This is a genomic window from Pseudactinotalea suaedae (genome assembly GCF_009733815.1).
Classification (GTDB): Bacteria; Actinomycetota; Actinomycetes; order Actinomycetales; family Beutenbergiaceae; genus Pseudactinotalea; species Pseudactinotalea suaedae.
The window spans coordinates 148,300-169,906 of record NZ_WNXY01000003.1 but is presented as its reverse complement, the minus strand read 5'-3'; the positions used below and the strand labels follow the sequence as shown (position 1 = coordinate 169,906).

Here is a 21,607-nt window from a genome sequence, read left to right as displayed (position 1 = left end):
AACGCGCGCGGGTGAGCGCCTACACTCGACGCCGATGCCGGGCCGCACCGGCCCCGGGCTCCAACATCAGCCGCTACGAGCGGCCTTCGCGCCGTCAGGCGCTGGTCGGCCCGGCATCGTGCAGCGCATCAGGTCCGCGCGACTCGGCGCGCGACTCGCGGCGATCGCGCTGCGACTCGAAGCGGTAGCCCACGTTGCGCACGGTGCCGATCATCGAGTCGTGCTCGGGGCCGAGCTTGGCGCGCAGCCGCCGCACATGCACGTCGACGGTGCGGGTGCCACCGAAGTAGTCGTACCCCCACACGTCCTGCAGCAGCTGGGCGCGGGTGAACACGCGCCCCGGGTGCTGGGAGAGGTACTTGAGGAGCTCGAACTCCTTGTACGTGAGGTCCAGCGGCTCGCCACGCAACCGGGCCGTGTAGCCGCCTGCGTCGATGTGGAGCTCGCCGGCGTCGATCTCCTCGGTGTCGTCGGCGTCCGGTGCGAGACGACCGCGGTCGGCCACCAGCCGCAGCCGCGCGTCCACCTCAGCAGGCCCGGCCGAGGCGAGCACGACGTCGTCAAAGCCCCAGTCCATCCGGACGACCGAGAGCCCCCCCTCGGTGATGATCAGCATCAGCGGCACCTCGATGCCGGTCGTGCGCATCAGCTGACACGTGGCACGGGCTCGAGCCAGGTCGCGGCGCCCGTCCACGAGCACGCAGTCGGCATCGGGCGCCTCGAGCAGCGCGGACGGCTCGAGCGGCACCACGCGGACGCGGTGCGGCAGCAGAGCCAGCGCGCCGAGCACGTGCGCCGACCCACCTGGCTCCGATGTCAGCATCAGCAGGTCAGCCACGCCATTCCTCTCGCCAGTGGCAGAAGTCTAGAGGTGCGAGCGGTGCCCCCGGTTCCGGCCGGTACGGTGAGCGTCAGGTCGACCGCCTGCGCGACCGCTGCGGGCGCGCCGTCGTCGAGTTGTCCGAGTCGCTGAGGGGGTGTGGCCATCATGATCAGGGGTGGCGCATTCCGTGCGGTCGTGACCGCCACCGCTGCCGCGGGCATCGGCATCACGGCCTTCGGGGAGCGGCCGCTGCTCGTCGGGACCGTCGCGGGCATCTGCGCGCTGTTCTCGATCGGCTGGCCGAGCCTGGTGGGACTGCCGGCCCGCCGTGGCGCGTCCGTGGTGCTGCTGCTCACCTCGGCGGCCGCCGTCACCCTGGTCGAGCTGACCGACGACGTGGCATGGGCTGCGCTGGTTCTCGCGGGCTCGGTGCTGGGCGCGTTCGTCCACGAGCTCATGCGTCGCGACGGTCGCCCACGTCTCGTGGAGTCGGTCTCCGGGGTGGTCGCCGGCTGCGCGATCGTCGTCGGCGCGGTCGGCTGGCTCGCCATGGGCACGGGCGGTGCTCAGGTGGGCCTGGTGCTGACCGGGTCCGTGACCCTCGCGGCCGCCGCGGCGATCACGGCCGCGCCCATCCCGGCCCCCTACTCGGCGATCGTCACGATCGTCCTGACCGCCGTCGTCGGGCTCGCGATCGGCTATCTGCTGATCAGCGTGGGCATGACCACCGGGGTGCTGGTGGGTCTCTCCGCAGGGGTGCTGATCGCGACCGTGCACCGGCTCTTCGGACAGTTCCCGGCCTCCGGTCAGGTGTTCCCCGCGCTCGCGGCCGCGATGCTCGCGGTCGCCGTGGCCGGGCTCCCGGTCTACGTGCTCGGGCGGGTGCTCCTCGTGGTCTGAGCCGGTCCGCCGTAGGCTCGAGCCGTGACGTTCTCGTTCCCTGAAGGCCTCGCTCCCGAGGTGTACCCGTTGGCGTGGCTCGTCGGCAGCTGGCGTGGCCCCGGTTTCCTCGGCTATCCCGACATCCCGAAACGCGCCATCGTGACCGAGGTGAGCTTCGACCACGACGGCGGCCCCTACCTGCAGTACCAGGCGAACAGCTGGCTGCTCGACGGCGAGCTGGAGTCGCTCGAGCAGCGTGTGGACGCGGACTCGCTGCGCAAGGGCGAGGTCTGGTCCTCGGAGTCCGGCTACTGGCGCGTGACCCCCAAGCCGCCGAACGACATCAGCGTGCTCACCGGCGAGGGTGGCTCCACCGGGGCGCCGGAGAACGAGGTCGAGGTGCTGCTCGCCGACCCCAGCGGCTACGTCTCGGTCTACCTCGGGCGGGCACAGGGCCCGCGCATCGAGCTCGCGACCGACGTCGTCGCGCGCACCAACATGGGTGCGGAGGTCACCGCTGCGAGCCGGATCTACGGGCTCGTGCAGAGCGAGCTGTTCTGGGCGTGGGACGTGGCGGCCTTCGGCCACGAGCTGCAGTCCTACGCCTCGGGGCGGTTGCAGCGCCTCTCGTGACCGTGCGCTCGATGGAATGGAAGCGACGTCGTCGGACTTGAGGTCGGTATGAGCTCACCGTTGCTGAACCGCCCCGGCGCCGTGCCCGCCGGCGGCCCCGACGAGGGCGTCGCCGCTCATTACGGCGAACCGGTCGCCGAGCAGCGCGCGCTGGTGCGCGGCGTCGGGCTGACCGACCTCTCCCACCTCGGGGTGGTCACGGTGACCGGGCCGGACCGGCTGACGTGGCTGCACTCGCTGGCGACCCAGAAGATCGCGGGCCTGGAGCCGGGCGAGTCGACCGAGACGCTGCTGCTCGACCCCCACGGTCACGTCGAGCACGCCGCCGCTGTGCTCGACGACGGCGAGACCCTCTGGATGATCACCGAGTCCGGACATGCCGCGGGACTCGTCGCCTTCCTTGACTCGATGCGCTTCATGCTGCGGGTCGAGGTGCGGCGCGCGGAGGAGATGGCCGTGCTCGGCACCCACGGTGACGGCCCGGCGCTGCGGCTGCGTGAGGGCGGGGCGCCGCTGCGCTGGCTCGACCCGTGGCCCGCCGTGGCCGAGGGGTCGAGCGCGTACGGCACCACCTCCGAGCACCCCGGGTCCGAGCGGTCCGCGGCGCTGTGGCTGGTGCCGCGCGAACAGCTGGTCGAGGTCGTCGACGACGCCACCGGCGCCGGCGCCCGGCTCGCCGGTGCGTGGGCCTGGGACGCGCTGCGCGTGGCGGCCTGGCGGCCGCGGCTGGCACGCGAGGTCGACGACCGGGCGCTGCCTCACGAGCTCGACTGGCTCCGCACCGCCGTCCACCTGTCGAAGGGCTGCTACCGCGGGCAGGAGAGCGTCGCGCGCGTCTTCAACCTCGGCAAGCCGCCCCGCCGCCTCACCTTCCTCCACCTCGACGGCTCCGACCACACCACCCCCGACGTGGGTGCCCCGGTGCTCGCCGCGGGCCGTGAGGTCGGCACGCTGACCTCGGTCGCCCGGCACCACGAGCTGGGCCCGATCGGCCTGGCGCTGCTCAAGCGCTCGCTGGATCCCGCGGCCGAGCTCGTGGTCGGGGGAGTGGCCGCCTCGCAGGAGACGATCGTGGGCGCCGACGGCGTCGGCACCGGCCGCCCGGACGCCATCGACCGCTCCGCCCTGCGCCGCCGCCCCTGACCCGCCACCCCGGTACCCCGCTTTCAACACGATTCCGTCCACCTCCAGCTTTCAACACGATTCCGTGCACGTCTGGAATCGTGGTGAAACCCGTGGCTTAGGCTGCTCGCGTGGGTGTGATCGGCGCGATTCAGCTGTACCTGTTCCTCGGCCTGTCCCTCGTGGGGGTGGCGCTGGAGGTGTGGGCACTCGTGCACGCCGTGCGGACGCCGGTCCGCAGCTTCGAGGCGGCCGACAAGCGCACCAAGACCTTCTGGGTCGCGGTGCTCGCCGTCGCCGTCGCGGTCGGGTTCCTGGGGATCCCGCCGCCGCTGGGGTTCTCGCCGCTGCCGGTGCTGTTCGTGCTCCTCGCCGTGGTCCCCGCCGGCATCTACCTCGCTGACGTCCGGCCCGCCGTGCAGCGGTACTCGGGTCGCGGCGGCGGCTCGAACCGCTGGTGAAGCCCCCGCCGCACCTGCTGCGCACACCGCCGGGCGAGCCGCTGGCGTGGGTCGTGCGCGGCCGGCTCGCCGAGTCGGTGCACACCGGTCACCTGCTGGTGCTGGACAGCGTCTCCGAGCAGGCGCGGATCGGCGACCCCGACGCCCCGATGTTCGCGCGCTCGTCCCTCAAGCCGCTGCAGGCGCTCGCGATGCTCCGCGCCGGGGCCAACCTCGACGGCGCCCAGCTCGCCCTGGCATGTGGCTCGCACGCCGGCACACCGCAGCACGTCGCCGTCGCACGCTCGACGCTGGCCTCGGTGGGGCTGTCGGAGGACGTCCTCGAGAACACGCCCGACTGGCCGGTGGACGGCGGGGCTCGCTCCGCCGTCGTCCGCGCCGGTGGCGGCCCGGCCGCCCTCACCCAGAACTGCTCGGGCAAGCACGCCGCGATGATCGCCACGTGCGTGGCGGCCGGCTGGGACCCGAGCACCTACCGGTCGCCGCGGCACCCGCTGCAGCGGATGATCGCCGAGACCATGACCGAGCTGACCGGGGTGCGCCCCCAGGAGAGCGCCGTCGACGGGTGCGGGGCACCGCTGTTCGCGAGCACGCTGCGCGGACTCGCCCGCGCTTTCAGCGCCCTGGCCGACGGCGAACCGGGAACCTTGGAACGTCGGGTCGCCGACGCGATGCGCGCGCGTCCCGAGCTGGTCGCGGGGGAAGGCCGGACCGACACGGCGGCGATGCGCGACGTGCCCGGGCTGATCTGCAAGGGCGGCGCCGAAGGTGTGCTGGCGGCCGCGCTGCCGGGCGGCCGCGCGGTCGTGGCCAAGGTCGCCGACGGCAGCGCCCGCCCGGTGCCGCTGCTGCTCGCCGAGGGGCTGCGACTGCTCGGCGAACGCGGCCCGTGGGACTGGGAGCGGGTGTCGGTGCTGGGTCATGGGGAGCCGGTCGGCGCCGTCATCCCCGCGTTCGGGACGGGAGCGCACCGAGCCGACGGGGCGGGCACGTGAAGGTTCTGCTCGACACCGACATCGGCTCGGACATCGACGACGCCGTCTGCCTCGCCTACCTGCTGGCCCATCCGGACTGCGACCTGCTCGGCATCACCACGGTCAGCGGCAAGCCGCTCGAGCGGGCCCGGCTGGCCAGCGCGCTCTGCCGGGTGGCGGGGACGGACGTGCCGATCCGTCCCGGCGCGGAGTCGCCGTTGCTGGTACCGCAGCGTCAGGTCGACGCGCGCCAGGCCGGCGTGCTGGATCGCTGGGAGCACGAGACCGATTTCGAGCAGGGCGCCGCCGTCGAGCTCCTGCGGCAGACCATCCGCGCCAACCCCGGCGAGGTCACGCTGCTCGCGATCGGTCCGCTGACCAACATCGCGCTGCTCTTCGCCGTTGACCCCGAGATCCCGTCGCTCCTGAAGTCGCTCGTGCTGATGTGCGGGCGGTTCCTGCCGGGCGAGGATGCCGCGGTCGCCGAGTGGAACGCGTTGCTCGATCCGCACGCGACCGCTCTGGTCTACCGCGCCCGCCCGCCGTCGCACCGCTCGATCGGTCTGGACGTCACGCTGCAGACGACCCTGGCCGCCGACGAGGTCCGCAGCCGCTTCCGGGCACCCCTGCTCGAACCCGTGCTCGAGTTCGCCGAGGTCTGGTTCGACGACGGGGCGCCGGAGATCACCTTCCACGACCCGCTCGCCGCGGCCACGATCTTCGAGCCGAGCCTGTGCGGCTACCAGGAGGGCGTCGTCGAGGTCGAGCTGGACGATCCCGACCGGGCGGGCGCGACCATCTGGCGGCCCGGTCCGGCAGGTGCGCCGCACCAGGTCGCGGTCACGGTCGACAAGGACCGCTACTTCGAGCACTTCTTCGCGACGATCGACGCCGCGAGCCCGGGGCCGCGCTGATGCGCGCCGTGGTGCAGCGGGTCTCGTCCGCGAGGGTCCGGGTCGACGGCGAGATCACCGGCGAGATCGAGGCCGGTCTGGTGGCGCTCGTCGGCGTCGCGCCCACGGACTCGGTCGACGACGCCGCGACGATCGCCCGCAAGATCGCCGAGCTCAGGATCTTGCGCGACGAGCGATCGGTCTCGGACACCGAGGGCGCCGGGGTGCTCGTCGTCTCGCAGTTCACGCTCTACGGCGACACCCGCAAGGGGCGCCGTCCCTCCTGGTCCGGCGCAGCGCCCGGGGAGATCGCCGAGCCGCTCGTCGAGCGGGTGGTGACGTTGCTCCGGGAGCGAGGCATCGCCGTCGGGACCGGGGTCTTCGGGGCGATGATGGAGGTCGAGCTGGTCAACGACGGGCCGATGACCCTCATCCTCGAGACCTGATCGGAATCGCGTTGAAACCCGGTGGTGGACGGAATCGTGTTGAAACCGGGTGGTGGACGGAATCGTGTTGAAAGCGGTCAGGTGGGGAGGGTGCGGGTGAACCGCCCGACCTCCAGCCAGTGTCGCAGCCGCTCGATCGAGATCAGTAGGTAGGCCTCGGAGTCCGCGCGCAGCGAGGCGGTGCTCGTGGTCAGCAGCGCGTTCGCGAGCAGCAGCTGGCGGCTCGCGACCAGCGCCTCGAACGCGTCGGGATCGAGCTGGGGCAGGTCGCGCATCGCCTGGTAGCCCTGCCGCAGCCCGGCCTCGGCACCTTCGAACGCCTCGCGCAGGTAGAACGTGCTGATCGCGAGGTCGAGCGCGGCGGTGCCGAAGCCGGAGTCGTCGAAGTCGAAGACCGCCAGCTCGTCGTTGTGCCACTTGAGGTTGCCGCCGTGCAGGTCGGCGTGGATCGGCAGCACCTGGGCCCGGAACGCCTCCGCGAAGGCGATCCGCGCCCGCTCGAACGCGACCTCGAGAACGCGACGACCGCCGTCGGGCAGCTCGGCGTCCATGAGGGAGGCGAGCCGGTCCTCGTCACCGAAGAGCGGCTCGTCGAAGACTGGCAGCGAGCTGCCCTCCGGCGGCGACCACGTCAGCGCGTGGTTGTGCATGGTCGCCATGGTCACGCCGAGCTCGTGGGCCTGCTGGAGCGAGGGCTCACCGACGTCGTCACCGGCCAGCCACGACGCCGCTGCCACCGTGAACGGACGCTCGAGCGCCTCGTTCTCCACGACGGCGTAGCTGAGCCCGTCCGGTCCCGTCACCGGGTTCGGGACGACCACGGTGGTGTCCCGGGCCAGCGCGTGCATCCAGGCGTGCTGCGCCAGCAGGTGCGCGGGCGTGCTCAAGGAGTTGGTGAGCACCCGAACGGCGTAGTCGACCTGCCCGGGCGTGCGCACCCGGAACGTCGTGTTGTAGCCGTGGTGGACGGGCGCGATCGCGCTCACCTCCAGCCCCAGCAGGCGGGCACCCTCGACCGCGACCGGCCGGAGCAGGGCGATCTGCGTCTCGGCGTCGAGCTCGGCATAGCTGCCCATGTCCCGACCCTAGTGACCCGCGCCGAGAGCGGAACAGCGCACGGAGACGCCCGGCACCGGCCATCATCGAGTCATGATCATCGAGCTGCCGGACCGTGAGGGACCAGAGATCGACGACGGCGCCTGGGTCGCGCCGACCGCCACCGTGATCGGTCAGGTGCACCTGGCCGAGGGCGCGAGCGTCTGGTACGGCGCCGTGCTGCGGGGCGACGAGGACGAGATCGTGCTCGGGCGCGGGTCCAACGTGCAGGACAACTGCGTCATGCACACCGACCCGGGGCACCCGGTGCGTATCGGGGCGGACGTGACGATCGGCCACGGCGCGATCGTGCACGGCGCGACCGTGCACGACGGCGTGCTCATCGGCATGGGCGCGACCCTGCTCAACGGATCGGTCGTCGGGTCCGGCTCGGTGATCGGCGCCGGTGCGCTGGTCTCCGAGGGCGTCGAGATCCCGCCGAACTCGCTCGTGCTGGGCGTTCCGGGCAAGGTCCGCCGTGAGACCACCGAGGAGGAGCGGGCCGCCATCGCGCGCAGCGCCCCCGGTTACGTGGCACGGGCACAACGGCACCGCGGGGCGCGGGTCCGATGAGCGTGCGGATCGAGGCGGTCCAGGGCGACATCACCGCCGAGCAGGTGGACGCGATCGTCAACGCGGCGAACTCCTCGCTCATGGGCGGCGGCGGTGTGGACGGCGCCATCCACCGGGCCGCCGGCCCGGCGCTGCTCGCCGAGTGCGAGGCGCTTCGGCGTGGATCGCTCCCTGACGGGCTGCCGACCGGGCAGGCGGTCGCGACCGGCGCCGGCGAGCTCGCCGCGCGGTGGGTGATCCACACCGTCGGCCCGGACCGGCACCGCGGGCAGACCGATCCCGCGCTGCTCGCCTCGTGCTTCACCGAGAGCCTGCGGGTGGCCGCGGAGCTGGGCGCGACCTCGGTCGCGTTCCCGGCGATCTCGGCCGGAGTCTACGGGTGGGACGTCGCCGAGGTGGCCAGGGTCGCCGTCGGAGTCGTTCGCGAGATGTCCGACGGCGACCGGTCTGGTTCTGTCGAGCTGGTGCGGTTCGTGCTGTTCTCGCCCGACGCGCTCGCGGCGTTCGAGGCCGCACTGGCGTGAGGCGCCGCCGGCGGCGCTGAGCGGGGGAGCCCGGTCGGTCCCGACAGGCTCTCCGCCTGCGGCGAACAGCGGCAGACCTGGGGGGTAGCGGTGGTTAGCCTTGTCGAAAGCCGCTACGCGAAGGCCCAGTCGTTGGGAGACGTCAGATGTTTGAGAGGTTCACGGACCGTGCTCGGCGCGTTGTCGTGCTCGCGCAAGAAGAAGCGCGGATGCTCAACCACAACTACATCGGCACCGAGCACATCCTGCTCGGGCTGATCCACGAGGGCGAAGGTATCGCCGCCAAGACCATGGAGTCCCTCAACATCTCGCTGGACGCCGTGCGTCAGCAGGTGCAGGACATCATCGGTGAGGGCCAGCAGGCGCCGGTCGGGCACATCCCGTTCACGCCGCGCGCCAAGAAGGTGCTGGAGCTGTCCCTGCGCGAGGCGCTGCAGCTCGGCCACAACTACATCGGCACCGAGCACATCTTGCTGGGGCTGATCCGCGAGGGCGAGGGTGTCGCCGCGCAGGTGCTCACCAAGCTCGGCGCCGACCTCAACCGGGTCCGCCAGCAGGTCATCCAGCTGATCTCCGGCCACCAGGGTGGCAAGGAGAGCGTGTCGGCCGGTGGCCCGCAGGAGGGCACCCCGTCCGGCTCGGCCGTGCTCGACCAGTTCGGGCGCAACCTCACCCAGGCTGCGCGCGACGGCAAGCTCGACCCGGTCATCATGCGCAGCAAGGAGATCGAGCGCGTGATGCAGGTGCTGAGCCGCCGCACCAAGAACAACCCCGTGCTGATCGGTGAGCCGGGCGTCGGCAAGACCGCCGTCGTCGAGGGCCTCGCCCAGGACATCGCCCGCGGCGACGTCCCGGAGACCCTCAAGGACAAGCAGCTCTACACGCTCGACCTCGGCGCGCTGGTGGCGGGTTCCCGCTACCGCGGTGACTTCGAGGAGCGCCTCAAGAAGGTGCTCAAGGAGATCTCCACCCGCGGAGACATCATCCTGTTCATCGACGAGATCCACACCCTCGTCGGTGCGGGTGCCGCCGAGGGCGCGATCGACGCGGCCAGCATCCTCAAGCCGAAGCTGGCCCGTGGTGAGCTCCAGACCATCGGGGCGACCACGCTCGACGAGTACCGCAAGTACATCGAGAAGGACGCCGCGCTCGAGCGCCGGTTCCAGCCGATCCAGGTGGCCGAGCCCACGCTGACGCACACGATCGAGATCCTCAAGGGTCTGCGCGACCGCTACGAGGCGCACCACCGCGTCACGATCACCGACGCGGCGATCGTGGCGGCGGCCAACCTCGCCGACCGGTACGTCAACGACCGGTTCCTGCCGGACAAGGCGATCGACCTGATCGACGAGGCCGGGGCGCGCCTGCGCATCCGCCGCATGACCGCCCCGCCGGAGCTGCGCGAGCTCGACGACAAGATCGCCGAGGCCAAGCGCAGCAAGGAGTCGGCGATCGACGACCAGGACTTCGAGCGCGCCGCACGGCTGCGCGACGAGGAGAAGCGCCTGGTCGGCGAGCGCGCCGACAAGGAGAAGGCGTGGCGCAACGGCGACATGGACAACGTCGCCGAGGTCGACGAGGAGCTGATCGCTGAGGTCCTCGCCGCGTCCACCGGCATCCCGGTCTTCAAGCTCACCGAGGAGGAGTCCAGCCGGCTGCTCCGCATGGAGGACGAGCTGCACAAGCGCGTCATCGGCCAGGACGAGGCCGTCAAGGCGCTGTCCCAGGCGATCCGCCGTACGCGTGCGGGTCTGAAGGACCCGCGCCGACCGGGTGGTTCCTTCATCTTCGCCGGCCCCACCGGCGTCGGGAAGACCGAGCTCGCCCGGGCGCTCGCCGAGTTCCTGTTCGGCGACGAGGACTCCCTGATCCAGCTCGACATGAGCGAGTACGCCGAGAAGCACACGGTGTCGCGACTGTTCGGCTCGCCGCCTGGATACGTCGGTTACGAAGAGGGTGGCCAGCTCACCGAGAAGGTGCGCCGCCGGCCGTTCTCCGTGGTGCTGTTCGACGAGGTGGAGAAGGCCCACGCGGACATCTTCAACTCGCTGCTGCAGATCCTGGAGGAGGGGAAGCTCACCGACTCGCAGGGCCGGGTCGTGGACTTCAAGAACACCGTCATCATCATGACGACGAACCTCGGCGCCAGGGACATCAGCAAGGGTCTGCTCACCGGCTTCCAGGCCGGCGGCGACCTGTCGAACAGCTACGACCGGATGAAGGTCAAGGTCAACGAGGAGCTCAAGCAGCACTTCCGGCCCGAGTTCCTCAACCGTGTCGACGACGTCATCGTCTTCCCCCAGCTGAGCATGGAGCAGATCCACACGATCGTGGACCTGATGATCGGGAAGCTCGCACAGCGTCTGGCAGACCGCGACATGGGCATCGAGCTCACCGAGCCCGCCAAGGAGCTGCTGGCCGAGCGCGGGTTCGACCCGGTCCTCGGTGCACGTCCGCTGCGCCGTGCGATCCAGCGGGAGATCGAGGACCAGCTGTCCGAGAAGATCCTCTACGGCGAGCTGAAGGGTGGCCAGAAGGTCATCGTGGACGCGCACGGTGAGGGTCTGCTCGGTGAGTTCACCTTCACGGGTGTGCCGTGGTCCGAGCTGACCGAGGACGCACCGGTCGTCGAGGACGAGCCGGTGGCTGTCGGTGCGATCCACACCGAGAGCACCGAGCTGCCGGCCTCACCCGGCGCGGAGAAGGCGCAGGGCGCCTGACGTCCCGCCGCTGAACAAGGCCGAGGGCCGCCGTCGAGAATCTCGACGGCGGCCCTTCGCCTTGTGTGCTCAGACCTGCCGGAACGGGATCCCCAGGAGCTCGGCGGCGGCGCTGTAGCTCGCGGCGCGGTGACCGGTCGAGAGCGACCAGTGGTGCCCGACCCCGGTGGCCGACCACGCGTCGACCCACTCGCCGGGGTCGCGACCGAAGTCCACCCGTGAGGTGGTGTTGCCGATCGCCAGCAGCGGGCCGGCCACGACGTTCCCCTCGGAGGCGACGAACGCGAGCGTGCCGTCGCGGTCCTGGCCCAGGCCCAGCAGCGTGACCGGTCCGTGCTGGACGTCGAACTCCACCGAGACGCCCCAGCCCCGCTTGCCGTGGAACACGCCCAGCCCTCGCAGCAACGGCTGGCGGCTGGAGACGGCCAGGTGGGCCGGGCCGTCGTGGCCCATCTCGACCACGCCGTCGAGGAAGTCGAGCGCCTGGATCTCGCAGAACGACCCGCCGGCCCCGAGGACCTGGGTGCTCAGCTGGGCCACGGTCGTGCGCAGCTCGTACTCGCCCGAGGCGGGGATGCCGCGGGCCGTGAGCAACGAGGCACCCAGGATCATGCCCGCACCGAGCCGCTCGTGCTGCTCGCCGTCCAGGCCCCGGTGGTAGTACGCGAGCGTGTCGAGCTCGAGATCCTCGACCAGACGGTCCAGCCCCACGGACACCCGCGCACCCCAGGCGAAGTCCTCCTCGACCACGCTGTCGTCGAGGCTGAAGATCTCGCGGGCGAGGTCCATGCGGGCGGCGGTCTCGGCGTCGGAGACCTGCTCGACACGGACCCGCAGGTCATCGATCTCCAGCACCTCCACGTGGGACCCGAACGTGGTCGGGATCAGCGTGAGGTCGGTGGAGACGTCGAGCATCCCCGGGTACAGGTGGCCGAGCAGACCGTGCCGCGCGTGCCGCAGCGCCGCGCGGACCCGGGCCGCGTCGAGCCACCGGGAGATCCGCTCCCACGCCGACGGCTGGTGGAGCCAGCCGGACACCGAGCGGAACGGGATCCCGGCGCGGCGGAAGACGTTGCCGATCTCGGGGATCGAGCACTGGCCGCAGTAGGCGAGCCAGTCACCGGTGGTGAATGTGGCGTGGTCCATCCGCTCGGTCGGCTGCAGGTCCAGCACGAGCACGGGCGTGTGCGAGCGCTGCGCGATCGGCAGCACCATCGAGGACGTCAGGTAGGTCGTGACGAACAGGACGATCAGGTCGCAGTCGGCGGTGCGCAGCCGCTCGGCGGCGCGGGCGCCGTCCTGCGCGTCCGAGAGGAACCCGACGTCGACGACCTCGACGTCCAGGTCGCGGAACCGCTCCGACACCTGTCGCGCCGACTCCTGCAGCTGGGGCAGCAGGTCGGGGAACTGCGGCCAGTAGGTGCCGAGCCCGCCCGCGACGAGGCCGATCCGGGGTCGGCGGCGTTCGTGCACGGGCAGGCCCGCGAGCTGGTCGACCACGTCAGCGCGGGCTGAACCGCACCAGCACGGCGCGTCCTGGCGCCAGCCTGTGCTTGGAGCGCTGGCCCTGGTTGCGCCACCTCTGGGTCGCGGGCTCGAAGGTCGCGACCTTGTGGATGGTCGCGTCGTTGGCCCGCAGCGTGACGTCGGCGCGCTCGTGGCGCGAGTGGTTGGCCACCAGCGCGTACCGGTCGGCACCGGGCCCGGTGAACCGGCCGAGCACCACGGCGCTCCCGGTGACGTCGAGCAGGTCGTCGTCGGGCTCGAAGGGCGTCAGGCCGTCGGGCACCGGATCGAGGTTGGCGGCCTGCACGGCCGTCGACGTCAGCGGCAGCAGCTCCGTGCCGATGTGCGTCAGGTAGCTGGTGTTGACCTCGGTGGTGTGGTCGTACAGCGGGGTGCGCTCACCCTCGACCGTGAGGATCCCGCCGGTGAAGTTCTCACCCCGGGCCGGGTCGGGGGTCCAGTAGGTGAAGTACTGGATGCCCTTGCAGCCGAAGGCCAGGCTGATGTTGACCTGCCAGTACAGGTCGTCCAGTGTCGGGACGGCGTGCGCCGTGTACCCCACCGACTGCACGTAGGCCCACGTGGGGATGCCGGCGGGCAGCGCGGCCTCGCGGACGTCGGCCCAGTTCCGGTAGTAGCCGGTGTCCTCACCCTCGGCCAGGATCGGGTAGCGGTCGAACGAGAGCACCTCGGGGTCGAGGTGCTCCACAGCGGCCTCGTAGTCGAAGCCAGGGAAGTGGTTCACGTACGGCAGGCAGTCCGGGTCGATCTCACGGATGAGATCGAGCACGATCGCCAGCTCGGGGAGCTTGTCGCCGGTGGGTTCGTCGTAGACGTGCAGGCCGACGAAGCTCTCGTACCCGGTCCCGGCACCCGGCAGCTGCCACGCGCTCAGGTCGCCGGAGAAGTCCTCGGCGAGCAGCGCGCCGCCGTCCGCAGCGGTGACCGTGACGTCGTCGAAGGTGGCGGACTCGGTGCCCGCCTCGCGGAACCCGACGCTGCCGGAGGCGAAGGTCGCGTCCGTGGTGGTGTCGACCACCTGGCCGTCGATCGTCGTCGTGATCGTCGAGCCCTCGACGGCGGTCTGCACCTGGTAGGCGACGCCCGGCTCGATCGCGAACGGCAACGCCACCTCGGTCACCGAGGGCGCGCCATCGACGAACACGGCCTTCGTCAGCTTGCCAGCGGAGCCGATGTTGCTGATCAACCAGACGTAGGCGTTGCCCTCGTCCTGCACCCGGAAGGCCCAGCCCGCCTGGGCGTAGCCGCCGGCTCCGGTCGGCAGCGGGGCGGTGGTGAAGGCGAACGTGTAGTCGGTCCACTCCGCGCCCGCCTTCGCCCAGCCGATCGAGCCGTTGCCGGTGCCGCCGTCGACGAGCAGGTGGCCGTCCTGCAGGCGCCAGTAGCGCACCGGTGAGTAACGCGCGATGATCTCGCGGAGCTTGGACTCCGCCTCGGCTCGGGTCAGCGTGAAGGTGCCGCCGTCGTCGGAGACGCGGAACTGGTGCGTCAACCAGCGCAGGTCGCCGTCGTCGACCAGCACCTTGAGCCCGACCTCGTCGGCGATGCCGAGGGCGTGACGCTGGATGTGGTGGTCGGCGTAGAGGTAGTTGTTGGTGTGCACGTAGGTGAAGCCGGCGTCCTTCATCTCCTGCCACCGCGCCACGGTGGTCTGCAGCGGCGGCGGAGGCCAGAACACCCCGATCGGGAACTCGTCGCCGCGCAGCAGCGGCCCGCCGGTCCCCGCAGCGGCGGCCACGGGTCCCCGCGCGAACGCCGAGGTGCCGCCGAGTGATCCCACGGCGGCGAGGGCGCCACCGAGAGCGCCGCTCATGCGGAGGAAGCCCTTCCGGGTCAGGCTGTGCGAGGTCATGGTGGAACCCTTCTTGTCAGCGGCGGGGTCGCCGGTCGTGCGGCATCTGATGGGTGCTGACCGCGCGGGCGGTCACGGTGAGGAGCCTGCTGGCGCGCTCGTAGGTCAGCTGGCTGACGGCGAGGTAGAGCATCTCGACCACCGCGAGCTCGGCGAACCGGGCGGCCAACGGGCCCTCGCCGAACGTGGTGGCGTCGGAGACGGTGAACAGCGCGTGGTCGGCGAGCTCGACGAGCGGTGCGGTCCGGGACCCGGTGATGGCGACCGTCACCGCACCGGAGGCGCGCGCGGCGCGCAGCATCTCGACGGTCTCGATCGTCTCCCCGGCGTAGGAGACCGCGATCGCGACGTCGGTGGCCCCGAGCAGGCACGCTCCCACGAGACCCTCGTGCACGTCGGTGAAGGACCAGGTGGGGATGCCGATGCGGTGCAGCCGCAGCTCCAGCTCGGCCGTCATCACGGCCGAGCCGCTGACGCCGTAGAGCTGCACCCGGCCGGCGGTGGCGATGGCCTCGGCGACCTGGCGCACCGCGTCGAGGTCGAGCTCCGCGAGGGTGTCGCGCACGGCGAGCGTCTGCGCGGCGGCGAGCGTGCGTGCCACCTCGTCCAGCGGGTCGGTCGGGGAGATGGTGCGGGAGATGTCGAGCTCCCACGGCGAGGAGCCGGCCCCGGCGGCGTCGGCGGCCACGGCCACCCGCAGCGCGGGGTAGCCGTTGATGCCGAGCCGTCGGCACAGTCGCGATACCGCCGAGGGCGAGGACCCGCTGGCCTCGGACAGGTCCTGCAAGGTCCCGGCGACGGCGGCCTGCGGGTCCGCGAGCACGACCTCGGCGACCTTGCGCACCGACGCCGGCAGCTCGGGGAGGAGCCTGCGGATGTCGGTGAGGATCCCCGTGGACCTCAGTGACGGCGCCGATGCCATGACAGGAAGTGTCAGTCAGCCGCCGTCGACCTGTCAAGAGTGACAGGAAATGTCAGAGACGGGATGCGGCGAGCCGAGCCGAGCATCGCGGGCGTCTGCAGGGTGCTGCGAGGTCAGCCCGCGCGGTACTCCGCGAGCCAGAGGTCCGCGAGGAGGCGGTGACCCTCGGGGGTGGGGTGGACGCCGTCATACGCGAGAGCGGCGGCACCGACCGTTGCGGCGCGCTGGGCCAGCGGGCCGTCGGTGGCGAGGTAGCCGGCGCCGAGGTCGGCGGCGAGCCGGCGCACCGCCTGGATCTTCGGGTCGAGGTCCTCGCGCCAGCCCCACTGCTCGTCGGTGACGGGCAGCAGGAACGGCTCGACGAGGATGATCCGCCCGACCCCCGCCGTCTGCGCGCGCATGACGAGGTCGCGATAGCCGGTGGCGTACGCCTGTGCCGACGTCGGGTCGTCGCGGTCGTACCGGCGCCAGGTGTCGTTGATGCCGATCATGACCGACAGCACGGTCGGCTGGTGGGCCAGCACGTCCTCGTCCCAGCGGCGCTGCAGGTCGACGACCCGGTTGCCGCCGACCCCGGTGTTGATGACGCGCTGCTCGACGAGGGCCTCGCCGATCAGCGCGGCGTACCCGGAGCCCCAGCTCGCGAGGTCGGAGCGGTCACGGCCGGCGTCGGTGATCGAGTCACCGGTGAGCACGATGGTCATGGTCGCCAACTCTGGCACGGGCGCGGGTGGCGCGGAGCGGCCCGTCCAGGTGGCGACCGGTCGCCGAGACGTCCCCTACCGTGGGGCCACACCACCAAGGGGGAAGCAGGCTGTGAGCGACGAGCCGACGGGCATCACGCCGCGGGACCGCGAGCAGGAGGCGGCTCACCGTGCCGGCCGGCGGCGACGCCGGGTCGCCGTCGTGGCGGTGGTGGGCGTGGTGGCCGCGATCGGCGTGGCCGAGCTCTCCGGTGGACTCGTGAGCCGGGTGATCGACGCCACCGGGCTGACGTGCGGCAACGGCTGGAGCGAGGTCGACGGCGATGCGCTGGCCGACCTGCGCATCCCGCCCTGGGGCACACCCGAGGCCAGGGAGCAGGGCTTCGACCCGGAGGAGCTGATGGGGCTGCCGCCTGGGCTCGCGGAGCCGTCGCTCACGTCCTGGGGCATCCGCGAGACCGGTCGGTACGACCCGACGCTGTACCCGCTGGATCAGGGCGTGGTGCTGCAGGGTGATGGCTACACCGAGCGGGTCTGGGTCGGTGCCGATGCCCTCACCGGCGAGCCGCTGTGGGGCATCGAGGACGACAGCAGCGGCTTCAGCACCATCCAGGGCCGGTTCATGCTGGTCGCCGGGCGTGAGGACGGCCGCACGGACCTGACCACCTTCGACCCCCGCACGGGCGAGGAGCTCTCGTGCGTGCGCCTCGACGGCGAGGTCACGGCCATGACCGGCGTGGGGGACAGCGACGTCGCGGTCGCGCTGCGGTCGGGGGAGGCCGGCGAGGACGGCGAGGGAAGCTCGTACGCGCTGGTGCGGCTCGATCCGGTGGTCGGTGGGGTGGTCTGGAGCCAGCCGCTCGCCTTCGGCGCGGCCGGGCTCAGCGCCGACGGCGAGGTGATCGTCGCCTCGGCGTCGAGCGTCGAGACCGTCGTCGAGATCTTCAGCTACGGCAGCCCACCGACCGGCCCACAGGTGGTCGGGTTCGACGCCGGGAGCGGGGACGAGGTGTGGCGCCTCGAGCAGCAGGGGGAGCAACGGGTGGTCGCGGTCGCCACCCTCGGCCTGCCCGACGGCGAGAGCGGGGCGCTAATCCTGGAGATCGCCGATCGGGACGCGTGGGATCGCGAGGAGGTGCGGTACCGGCTCGTCGACCCCGCGGGCGCCGAGCTCTGGAGCGCACCCGCGGCGCTGCCGTTCGAGGCGGGTGCCTGGCAGGTGGGCGGCGCGGTCGTGCTGCCCGAGGGCTCGAGCTCGTTCGCCGTCGACATGGGCACAGGTGACCGGCTGTGGGAGGAGGGTCCCTCGCTCATCCCGGGCGACGCCGTCGTGCTGGGAGAGTCGGTGCTCATGACCGACCAGCTGATCCGGGACGAGCAGGACGAGGAGGTCTTCGTGAGCTATCTGGTCGACCCGATCACGGGCGAGCGGACCGAGTACCGGGCCGCGATGCGCGACGCCCAGCTCGCCGACTCCTACCTGCTCACCAGCTCGGGCATGACGCAGATCGTGATCCCGCTGGCGCAGTGACCTCGCTCACGTCGGTCGGATCCGGGCCGGTGGCGTGAGAGGATGAACGCAGCGAGCAGCTCTGCTCGCGGCATCGCGGTTCCGAATGCGCGGACATCACGTCCTGACGCACCAGTGACATCTGCACTGCGGTGAACCCCCTGACAGAAGGCAACACATCCCTGTGTCCAGCATGACTTTCGGCGCGCTCGGCGTGCCCGCATCCCTGGTGACCGCGCTCGCGAAGCGTGGCATCGACGAACCCTTCCCCATCCAGACGGCGACGCTCCCGGACACCCTTCGCGGCCGCGACGTCCTCGGCCGCGGCCGCACCGGCTCGGGCAAGACGCTCGCGTTCTCGCTCCCGCTGGTCGCTCGGCTGGCCGACGGCGGTCGCCCCAAGGCGAAGACGCCCCGCGCCCTGATCCTCGCTCCCACCCGTGAGCTCGCCTCGCAGATCGCCGAGACCCTCGCGCCGCTCGCCGAGTCGGCCGGTCTGAAGCACACCGTGATCTTCGGCGGTGTCGGCCAGAACCCGCAGGTCAAGGCGCTCGCGGCCGGCGTCGACGTCGTCATCGCCTGCCCCGGCCGCCTCGAGGACCTCCTCGGCCAGGGCGCGCTGCGCCTGGACGAGATCGAGATCACCGTCCTCGACGAGGCCGACCACATGGCCGACCTCGGCTTCCTCCCCGGTGTCAAGCGGATCCTCGACCGGACCCCCCGCGGCGGGCAGCGCATGCTGTTCTCGGCCACGCTGGACAACGGCGTCGACGTGCTCGTCAAGCGCTACCTGTCCGACCCGGTGACCCACTCGGTCGACTCGGCGTCCTCGCCGGTCGCCGCGATGACCCACCACGTGTTCAACGTCGCCGGCAAGGACGAGAAGCGCGACGTCGTCGAGCACCTCGCCTCCGGCAACGGGCGGCGACTGCTGTTCACGCGGACCAAGCACCAGGCGAAGCGACTCGCCCAGCAACTGACCACCGCGGGCATCCCGGCGGTGGACCTGCACGGCAACCTGTCCCAGAACGCCCGTCAGCGCAACCTCGAGGCCTTCAGCTCCGGTGCGGTCCGCGTGCTCGTGGCCACCGACATCGCGGCGCGCGGCATCCACGTCGACGACGTCGAGCTCGTGGTGCACGTCGACCCGCCGGCCGAGCACAAGGCCTACCTGCACCGCTCCGGTCGCACCGCGCGTGCGGGCGCCGGTGGCGACGTCGTCACGATCGTGCTGCCCGAGCAGCGGGGCGACATGCGCTCCCTCGCCCGCGCGGCGAAGATCGCGGCGACGCCGATCCAGCCGACGGCCGAGCAGCTCTCCACGCTCGTCGGTGCGGTCGCACCCAAGGTGGCGCCGACGGCGAAGGCCGCTCCCGCCGGTCGCGGCGAGCCCGCCGCGCGCGGCCCGCGCCGTGCCGGTGGCCAGCGAGCCGACCGGCCCGCCGACACCGCGCACGGCGGCTCCGGTGGCGGGCGCAACCGTCGCCGTGGTGGCGGCCAGGGTGGGCGTCCGGGCGGCGCAGGCGGCCGTTCCGGCGGTCAGGGTGCTCGCTCCGGCGGTCAGGGTGGCAGCGCTCCGGTGTGGTCCTCCTCGACCTCGCAGGGCTCGTCCGGCTCGCAGGGTGGTTCGCGCCCCCAGCGCAGCGACAACGCCGGTGCGCCCTCGGGCGGCGGCCCCCGCCGCGGCCCGCGCCGGGCGACCCGCGACAGCGGTATGCCCCGCGGCTGACCCCGCCCCGGCTGCAACAAAGCCGTCGTCAGATCGCCGATTCCCGCGAGAACAGCGGGTTCCGAGCGATCTGGCGACGGCTTTGTCGCATGGCCCGGGACGGCACGCAGAGGTGCGCTAACCCTCGGCACGCACCCGCGCCGCGGCGACAGCCCGCTCGGGGTCGGGCGGGTCCTGGAGCAGGCGCACGATCGGGCCGAGCGCCGCGGTCACGCTGAGAGCGCGTGCCGCCCACTCGCGGACCACCGCGAGCGTGCGGCTGCGGCGGAACATCAGTCGGGCGAGCGCCCGTGAGTTGCTCTGCGCGGCCTCGACGCGCGGCTTCTGGATGCGCTCGTACTCGGCGAGCAGCGCTGCGAGATCGACCTCGGGTGCGTGCGCCAGCATGCGTGCCAGCACCCACGCCGACTCCATCGCCATGCCGGCGCCGATGCCGGCCGTCGGGAGGAAGCCGGCGGCGGCGTCCCCGAGCAGCACGGTGCGTGCGGTCGTCCAGCGGGCGGTGCGGACGTCGTCGAGCGGCCAGTAGTACGGGTCGGGCTCGGCGGCGACGGCGGCGAGCGCACGCTCGACGCGCGGGCTCGTCGTCCGGAGCCGGCCGCGCACCTTTCGCACGAACTCCCGTGGCCCGGACTGCAGGTCCTCGGCCGGACCGCCGAGGAACGCTCCGATGCGGCCCTGCACCGGATAGGTGCCGAGGAAGAAGCCCGCGCCCCAGATCTCGTCACCGAGATCGGGCTCGTCGTCATCCTCGGCATCGACCCAGGCGACCCATCCGCCCCAGCGGGTGTCCACGACGTCGAGCGGCCCGCTGCCCGGGACCAGATCGCGGGTCGTCGAGCGGATCCCGTCGGCGACGATCACGAGATCGAACTCGTGGTCGCTCTCGACCTCACCGTTCCGCAGGGTCACCCGGACGCCCTCGGGGCGTTCCTCGAGCGCGGCCACGGTGGTCTGGAAGGTCACGTCGCCGCCGTTCGCCCACAGCACGTCCTGCAGACTGCTGCGGCTGATGCCGCGGTAGTCCCCGTATCGGTCGACGACGCCGGCCATCGAGTCTGTGCGCATCTCGCGGCCGGTGTGCGAGCGGAACCGGTAGCGGCCGAGCTCGACGCTCGCGTCCAGATACCGATCGCGGGCGTCGAGATCGTCGATGAGAGGGTCGACCATCGGCATCAGCGCCAGCATGTAGCCGGCCGCGCGGTCGTCCCGCGCCCGGTCGACGACGACCGGATGCCATCCCTGCCGCCGCAGCAGCTGCGCGACCGCCATCCCGGCCACGCCGGCTCCGACCACCAGCACCCGGACCGGATCGCCGGTCGCCGACGCCAGCTGGGTCTCGAGGGGCTGGGCTCGTGCTGCCATGCGCGCGTCTCCTCCACGTCGACCGACCTGTTGGACCGCGTGGTCCAACAACACCGTAACACCTGTTGGACCGGGTGGTCCACAGACGGTTACACTCACCGCCATGGCTCCGCCCGCCTCGACGCGAACCCCCGACGAGCGTCGTGCCCTGCTGGTGCGCGAGGCGGCGCAGGAGTTCGCGCGCAGCGGCTACGAGCAGGCGTCGCTGAACCGCATCGTCCGCGCCTGCGGGATGAGCAAGAGCTCCTTCTACCACCTCGTGCCCTCCAAGGAGGCGCTGTTCGACCTCGTCGTCGACACGCTCCGCGAGGACGTCGGGCAGCGGTTGACCGTCCCGCCGCCCGAGGCGTTCGCGGCCGACTTCTGGAGGACCGCTCGCGATCTGCTGCGCGACCTGGTCGAGGTCAGCACGAGCGATCCCTCGCTCGCCGCGCTGGGCCGGCTGGTCTACCTGGACGGCCTTCCGAGCGAGCCACGCGGTGCCGTGCAGTCCTTCTTCGCCGACCTCCAGACCTGGCTCGGCGAGGTGCTGGACCACGGTCGCACGTCGGGTGCCGTCCGCGACGACCTCCCCGCCGACCTGCAGCTGCGCCTCGTCGTGGCGACCCTGAAGACGCTCGACGAGTGGAGCCTCGCGCAGCTCGATCAGGCCCCCGCCGAGGATCTTCGGACGTGGGGTGACGCCCAGCTCGCCCTGGTGCAGCGGATGCTCGCCACCGACGCCGCCTGAGCAGCGACCCGAGGGCCTGCCGGTTCACCCGTCGCGCGAAAAGGTCTTCGTGCTCCTGCGACCAGCCCGTACGCTGGCTCTCGTGTGGATCTGACCTGCCCCGAACCCGTCTCTTCGACGCC

General features: G+C 71.9%; 20 protein-coding genes. 13 read left to right on the top strand and 7 right to left on the bottom strand.

The features are described 5' to 3' along the window. Positions 1-94: 94 nt before the first annotated feature. Positions 95-838: a winged helix-turn-helix transcriptional regulator gene (locus GPA04_RS06330; RefSeq protein WP_162458534.1), complete on the bottom strand. Its 744-nt coding sequence runs from the start codon at positions 836-838 to the stop codon at positions 95-97. A gap of 180 nt (positions 839-1,018) precedes the next feature. On the opposite strand from GPA04_RS06330, the gene GPA04_RS06325 reads away from it, so the two are divergent. From GPA04_RS06325 to dtd, 7 genes are all read left to right on the top strand, one after another. Further along, on the top strand, positions 1,019-1,723 hold the full coding sequence (locus tag GPA04_RS06325) for a hypothetical protein (RefSeq protein WP_156223239.1): 705 nt from the start codon (positions 1,019-1,021) through the stop codon (positions 1,721-1,723). A 24-nt stretch (positions 1,724-1,747) separates the two neighbouring features. Next, positions 1,748-2,338, top strand: coding sequence for a nitrobindin family protein (locus GPA04_RS06320; protein WP_156223238.1), 591 nt, complete (start codon positions 1,748-1,750; stop codon positions 2,336-2,338). Between the two features lie 48 nt (positions 2,339-2,386). Continuing rightward, positions 2,387-3,481, top strand: coding sequence for a CAF17-like 4Fe-4S cluster assembly/insertion protein YgfZ (gene ygfZ, locus GPA04_RS06315; protein ID WP_156223237.1), 1,095 nt, complete (start codon positions 2,387-2,389; stop codon positions 3,479-3,481). A 110-nt stretch (positions 3,482-3,591) separates the two neighbouring features. Beyond that, entirely contained in the window at positions 3,592-3,921 is a 330-nt protein-coding gene (locus tag GPA04_RS06310) for a DUF2516 family protein (protein WP_156223236.1), read from the top strand. After that, the gene (locus tag GPA04_RS21205; RefSeq protein WP_241680641.1) at positions 3,918-4,916 is read left to right on the top strand and encodes an asparaginase; all 999 of its coding nucleotides are present in this window, start codon (positions 3,918-3,920) and stop codon (positions 4,914-4,916) included. The genes GPA04_RS06310 and GPA04_RS21205 overlap by 4 nt, the downstream gene beginning before the upstream one ends. Then, the gene (locus GPA04_RS21200; RefSeq protein WP_206674141.1) at positions 4,913-5,809 is read left to right on the top strand and encodes a nucleoside hydrolase; all 897 of its coding nucleotides are present in this window, start codon (positions 4,913-4,915) and stop codon (positions 5,807-5,809) included. Before GPA04_RS21205 ends, GPA04_RS21200 begins: the two co-directional genes overlap by 4 nt. Next, complete coding sequence (gene dtd, locus GPA04_RS06300; protein ID WP_156223235.1) at positions 5,809-6,234, top strand: D-aminoacyl-tRNA deacylase; 426 nt, start codon at positions 5,809-5,811, stop codon at positions 6,232-6,234. Before GPA04_RS21200 ends, dtd begins: the two co-directional genes overlap by 1 nt. A gap of 77 nt (positions 6,235-6,311) precedes the next feature. On the opposite strand, the gene GPA04_RS06295 is transcribed toward dtd, so the two are convergent. Further along, a complete protein-coding gene (locus GPA04_RS06295) occupies positions 6,312-7,310 on the bottom strand; it encodes a phosphotransferase enzyme family protein (RefSeq protein ID WP_156223234.1) in 999 nt (332 codons plus the stop codon). Between the two features lie 73 nt (positions 7,311-7,383). On the opposite strand from GPA04_RS06295, the gene GPA04_RS06290 reads away from it, so the two are divergent. The 3 genes from GPA04_RS06290 (at position 7,384) to GPA04_RS06280 (ending at position 11,146) form a co-directional block, all read left to right on the top strand. After that, positions 7,384-7,902 carry a gamma carbonic anhydrase family protein gene (locus GPA04_RS06290; RefSeq protein ID WP_156223233.1) on the top strand — a complete coding sequence of 173 codons (519 nt, stop codon included), beginning with the start codon at positions 7,384-7,386 and terminating at the stop codon, positions 7,900-7,902. Then, positions 7,899-8,426, top strand: coding sequence for an O-acetyl-ADP-ribose deacetylase (locus GPA04_RS06285; RefSeq protein ID WP_156223232.1), 528 nt, complete (start codon positions 7,899-7,901; stop codon positions 8,424-8,426). Before GPA04_RS06290 ends, GPA04_RS06285 begins: the two co-directional genes overlap by 4 nt. A 146-nt stretch (positions 8,427-8,572) precedes the next feature. Further along, a complete protein-coding gene (locus GPA04_RS06280; RefSeq protein WP_156223231.1) occupies positions 8,573-11,146 on the top strand; it encodes an ATP-dependent Clp protease ATP-binding subunit in 2,574 nt (857 codons plus the stop codon). A 69-nt stretch (positions 11,147-11,215) separates the two neighbouring features. Here the strand turns inward: GPA04_RS06280 and GPA04_RS06275 are convergent, their stop codons facing one another. The 4 genes from GPA04_RS06275 to GPA04_RS06260 all read right to left on the bottom strand — a co-directional run bounded on the left by GPA04_RS06275 (position 11,216) and on the right by GPA04_RS06260 (position 16,151). Next, positions 11,216-12,646 carry an L-fucose/L-arabinose isomerase family protein gene (locus tag GPA04_RS06275; RefSeq protein WP_156223230.1) on the bottom strand — a complete coding sequence of 477 codons (1,431 nt, stop codon included), beginning with the start codon at positions 12,644-12,646 and terminating at the stop codon, positions 11,216-11,218. Position 12,647: 1 nt separating this feature from the next. Then, positions 12,648-14,525: a hypothetical protein gene (locus tag GPA04_RS06270; RefSeq protein WP_156223229.1), complete on the bottom strand. Its 1,878-nt coding sequence runs from the start codon at positions 14,523-14,525 to the stop codon at positions 12,648-12,650. Positions 14,526-14,541: 16 nt separating this feature from the next. Beyond that, positions 14,542-15,447: a MurR/RpiR family transcriptional regulator gene (locus tag GPA04_RS06265; RefSeq protein WP_156223228.1), complete on the bottom strand. Its 906-nt coding sequence runs from the start codon at positions 15,445-15,447 to the stop codon at positions 14,542-14,544. Between the two features lie 113 nt (positions 15,448-15,560). Continuing rightward, positions 15,561-16,151 carry an SGNH/GDSL hydrolase family protein gene (locus GPA04_RS06260; RefSeq protein WP_156223227.1) on the bottom strand — a complete coding sequence of 197 codons (591 nt, stop codon included), beginning with the start codon at positions 16,149-16,151 and terminating at the stop codon, positions 15,561-15,563. 112 nt (positions 16,152-16,263) lie between these two features. Here GPA04_RS06260 and GPA04_RS06255 point away from each other — a divergent pair, with 112 nt between their 5' ends. Then, positions 16,264-17,682: an outer membrane protein assembly factor BamB family protein gene (locus GPA04_RS06255; protein ID WP_162458533.1), complete on the top strand. Its 1,419-nt coding sequence runs from the start codon at positions 16,264-16,266 to the stop codon at positions 17,680-17,682. A gap of 172 nt (positions 17,683-17,854) precedes the next feature. Further along, a complete protein-coding gene (locus GPA04_RS06250; protein ID WP_194238936.1) occupies positions 17,855-19,390 on the top strand; it encodes a DEAD/DEAH box helicase in 1,536 nt (511 codons plus the stop codon). A 117-nt stretch (positions 19,391-19,507) separates the two neighbouring features. Here GPA04_RS06250 and GPA04_RS06245 read toward each other — a convergent pair whose 3' ends face one another. Then, complete coding sequence (locus GPA04_RS06245) at positions 19,508-20,755, bottom strand: FAD-dependent oxidoreductase (protein WP_156223224.1); 1,248 nt, start codon at positions 20,753-20,755, stop codon at positions 19,508-19,510. Between the two features lie 103 nt (positions 20,756-20,858). On the opposite strand from GPA04_RS06245, the gene GPA04_RS21195 reads away from it, so the two are divergent. Continuing rightward, entirely contained in the window at positions 20,859-21,485 is a 627-nt protein-coding gene (locus GPA04_RS21195) for a TetR/AcrR family transcriptional regulator (RefSeq protein WP_156223223.1), read from the top strand. Positions 21,486-21,607 lie beyond the last annotated feature (122 nt).

What these genes read in the sequence shown, in the direction of transcription:
- GPA04_RS06250 (WP_194238936.1), top strand. Translation starts at nt 17,855, where the DNA reads ATGACTTTCGGCGCGCTCGGCGTGCCCGCATCCCTGGTGACCGCGCTC.
- dtd (WP_156223235.1), top strand. Translation starts at nt 5,809, where the DNA reads ATGCGCGCCGTGGTGCAGCGGGTCTCGTCCGCGAGGGTCCGGGTCGAC.
- GPA04_RS06280 (WP_156223231.1), top strand. Translation starts at nt 8,573, where the DNA reads ATGTTTGAGAGGTTCACGGACCGTGCTCGGCGCGTTGTCGTGCTCGCG.
- GPA04_RS21195 (WP_156223223.1), top strand. Translation starts at nt 20,859, where the DNA reads ATGGCTCCGCCCGCCTCGACGCGAACCCCCGACGAGCGTCGTGCCCTG.
- GPA04_RS06270 (WP_156223229.1), bottom strand. Translation starts at nt 14,525, where the DNA reads ATGACCTCGCACAGCCTGACCCGGAAGGGCTTCCTCCGCATGAGCGGC.
- GPA04_RS06295 (WP_156223234.1), bottom strand. Translation starts at nt 7,310, where the DNA reads ATGGGCAGCTATGCCGAGCTCGACGCCGAGACGCAGATCGCCCTGCTC.
- GPA04_RS06260 (WP_156223227.1), bottom strand. Translation starts at nt 16,151, where the DNA reads ATGACCATCGTGCTCACCGGTGACTCGATCACCGACGCCGGCCGTGAC.
- GPA04_RS06245 (WP_156223224.1), bottom strand. Translation starts at nt 20,755, where the DNA reads ATGGCAGCACGAGCCCAGCCCCTCGAGACCCAGCTGGCGTCGGCGACC.
- GPA04_RS06290 (WP_156223233.1), top strand. Translation starts at nt 7,384, where the DNA reads ATGATCATCGAGCTGCCGGACCGTGAGGGACCAGAGATCGACGACGGC.
- GPA04_RS06265 (WP_156223228.1), bottom strand. Translation starts at nt 15,447, where the DNA reads ATGGCATCGGCGCCGTCACTGAGGTCCACGGGGATCCTCACCGACATC.
- GPA04_RS06285 (WP_156223232.1), top strand. Translation starts at nt 7,899, where the DNA reads ATGAGCGTGCGGATCGAGGCGGTCCAGGGCGACATCACCGCCGAGCAG.
- ygfZ (WP_156223237.1), top strand. Translation starts at nt 2,387, where the DNA reads ATGAGCTCACCGTTGCTGAACCGCCCCGGCGCCGTGCCCGCCGGCGGC.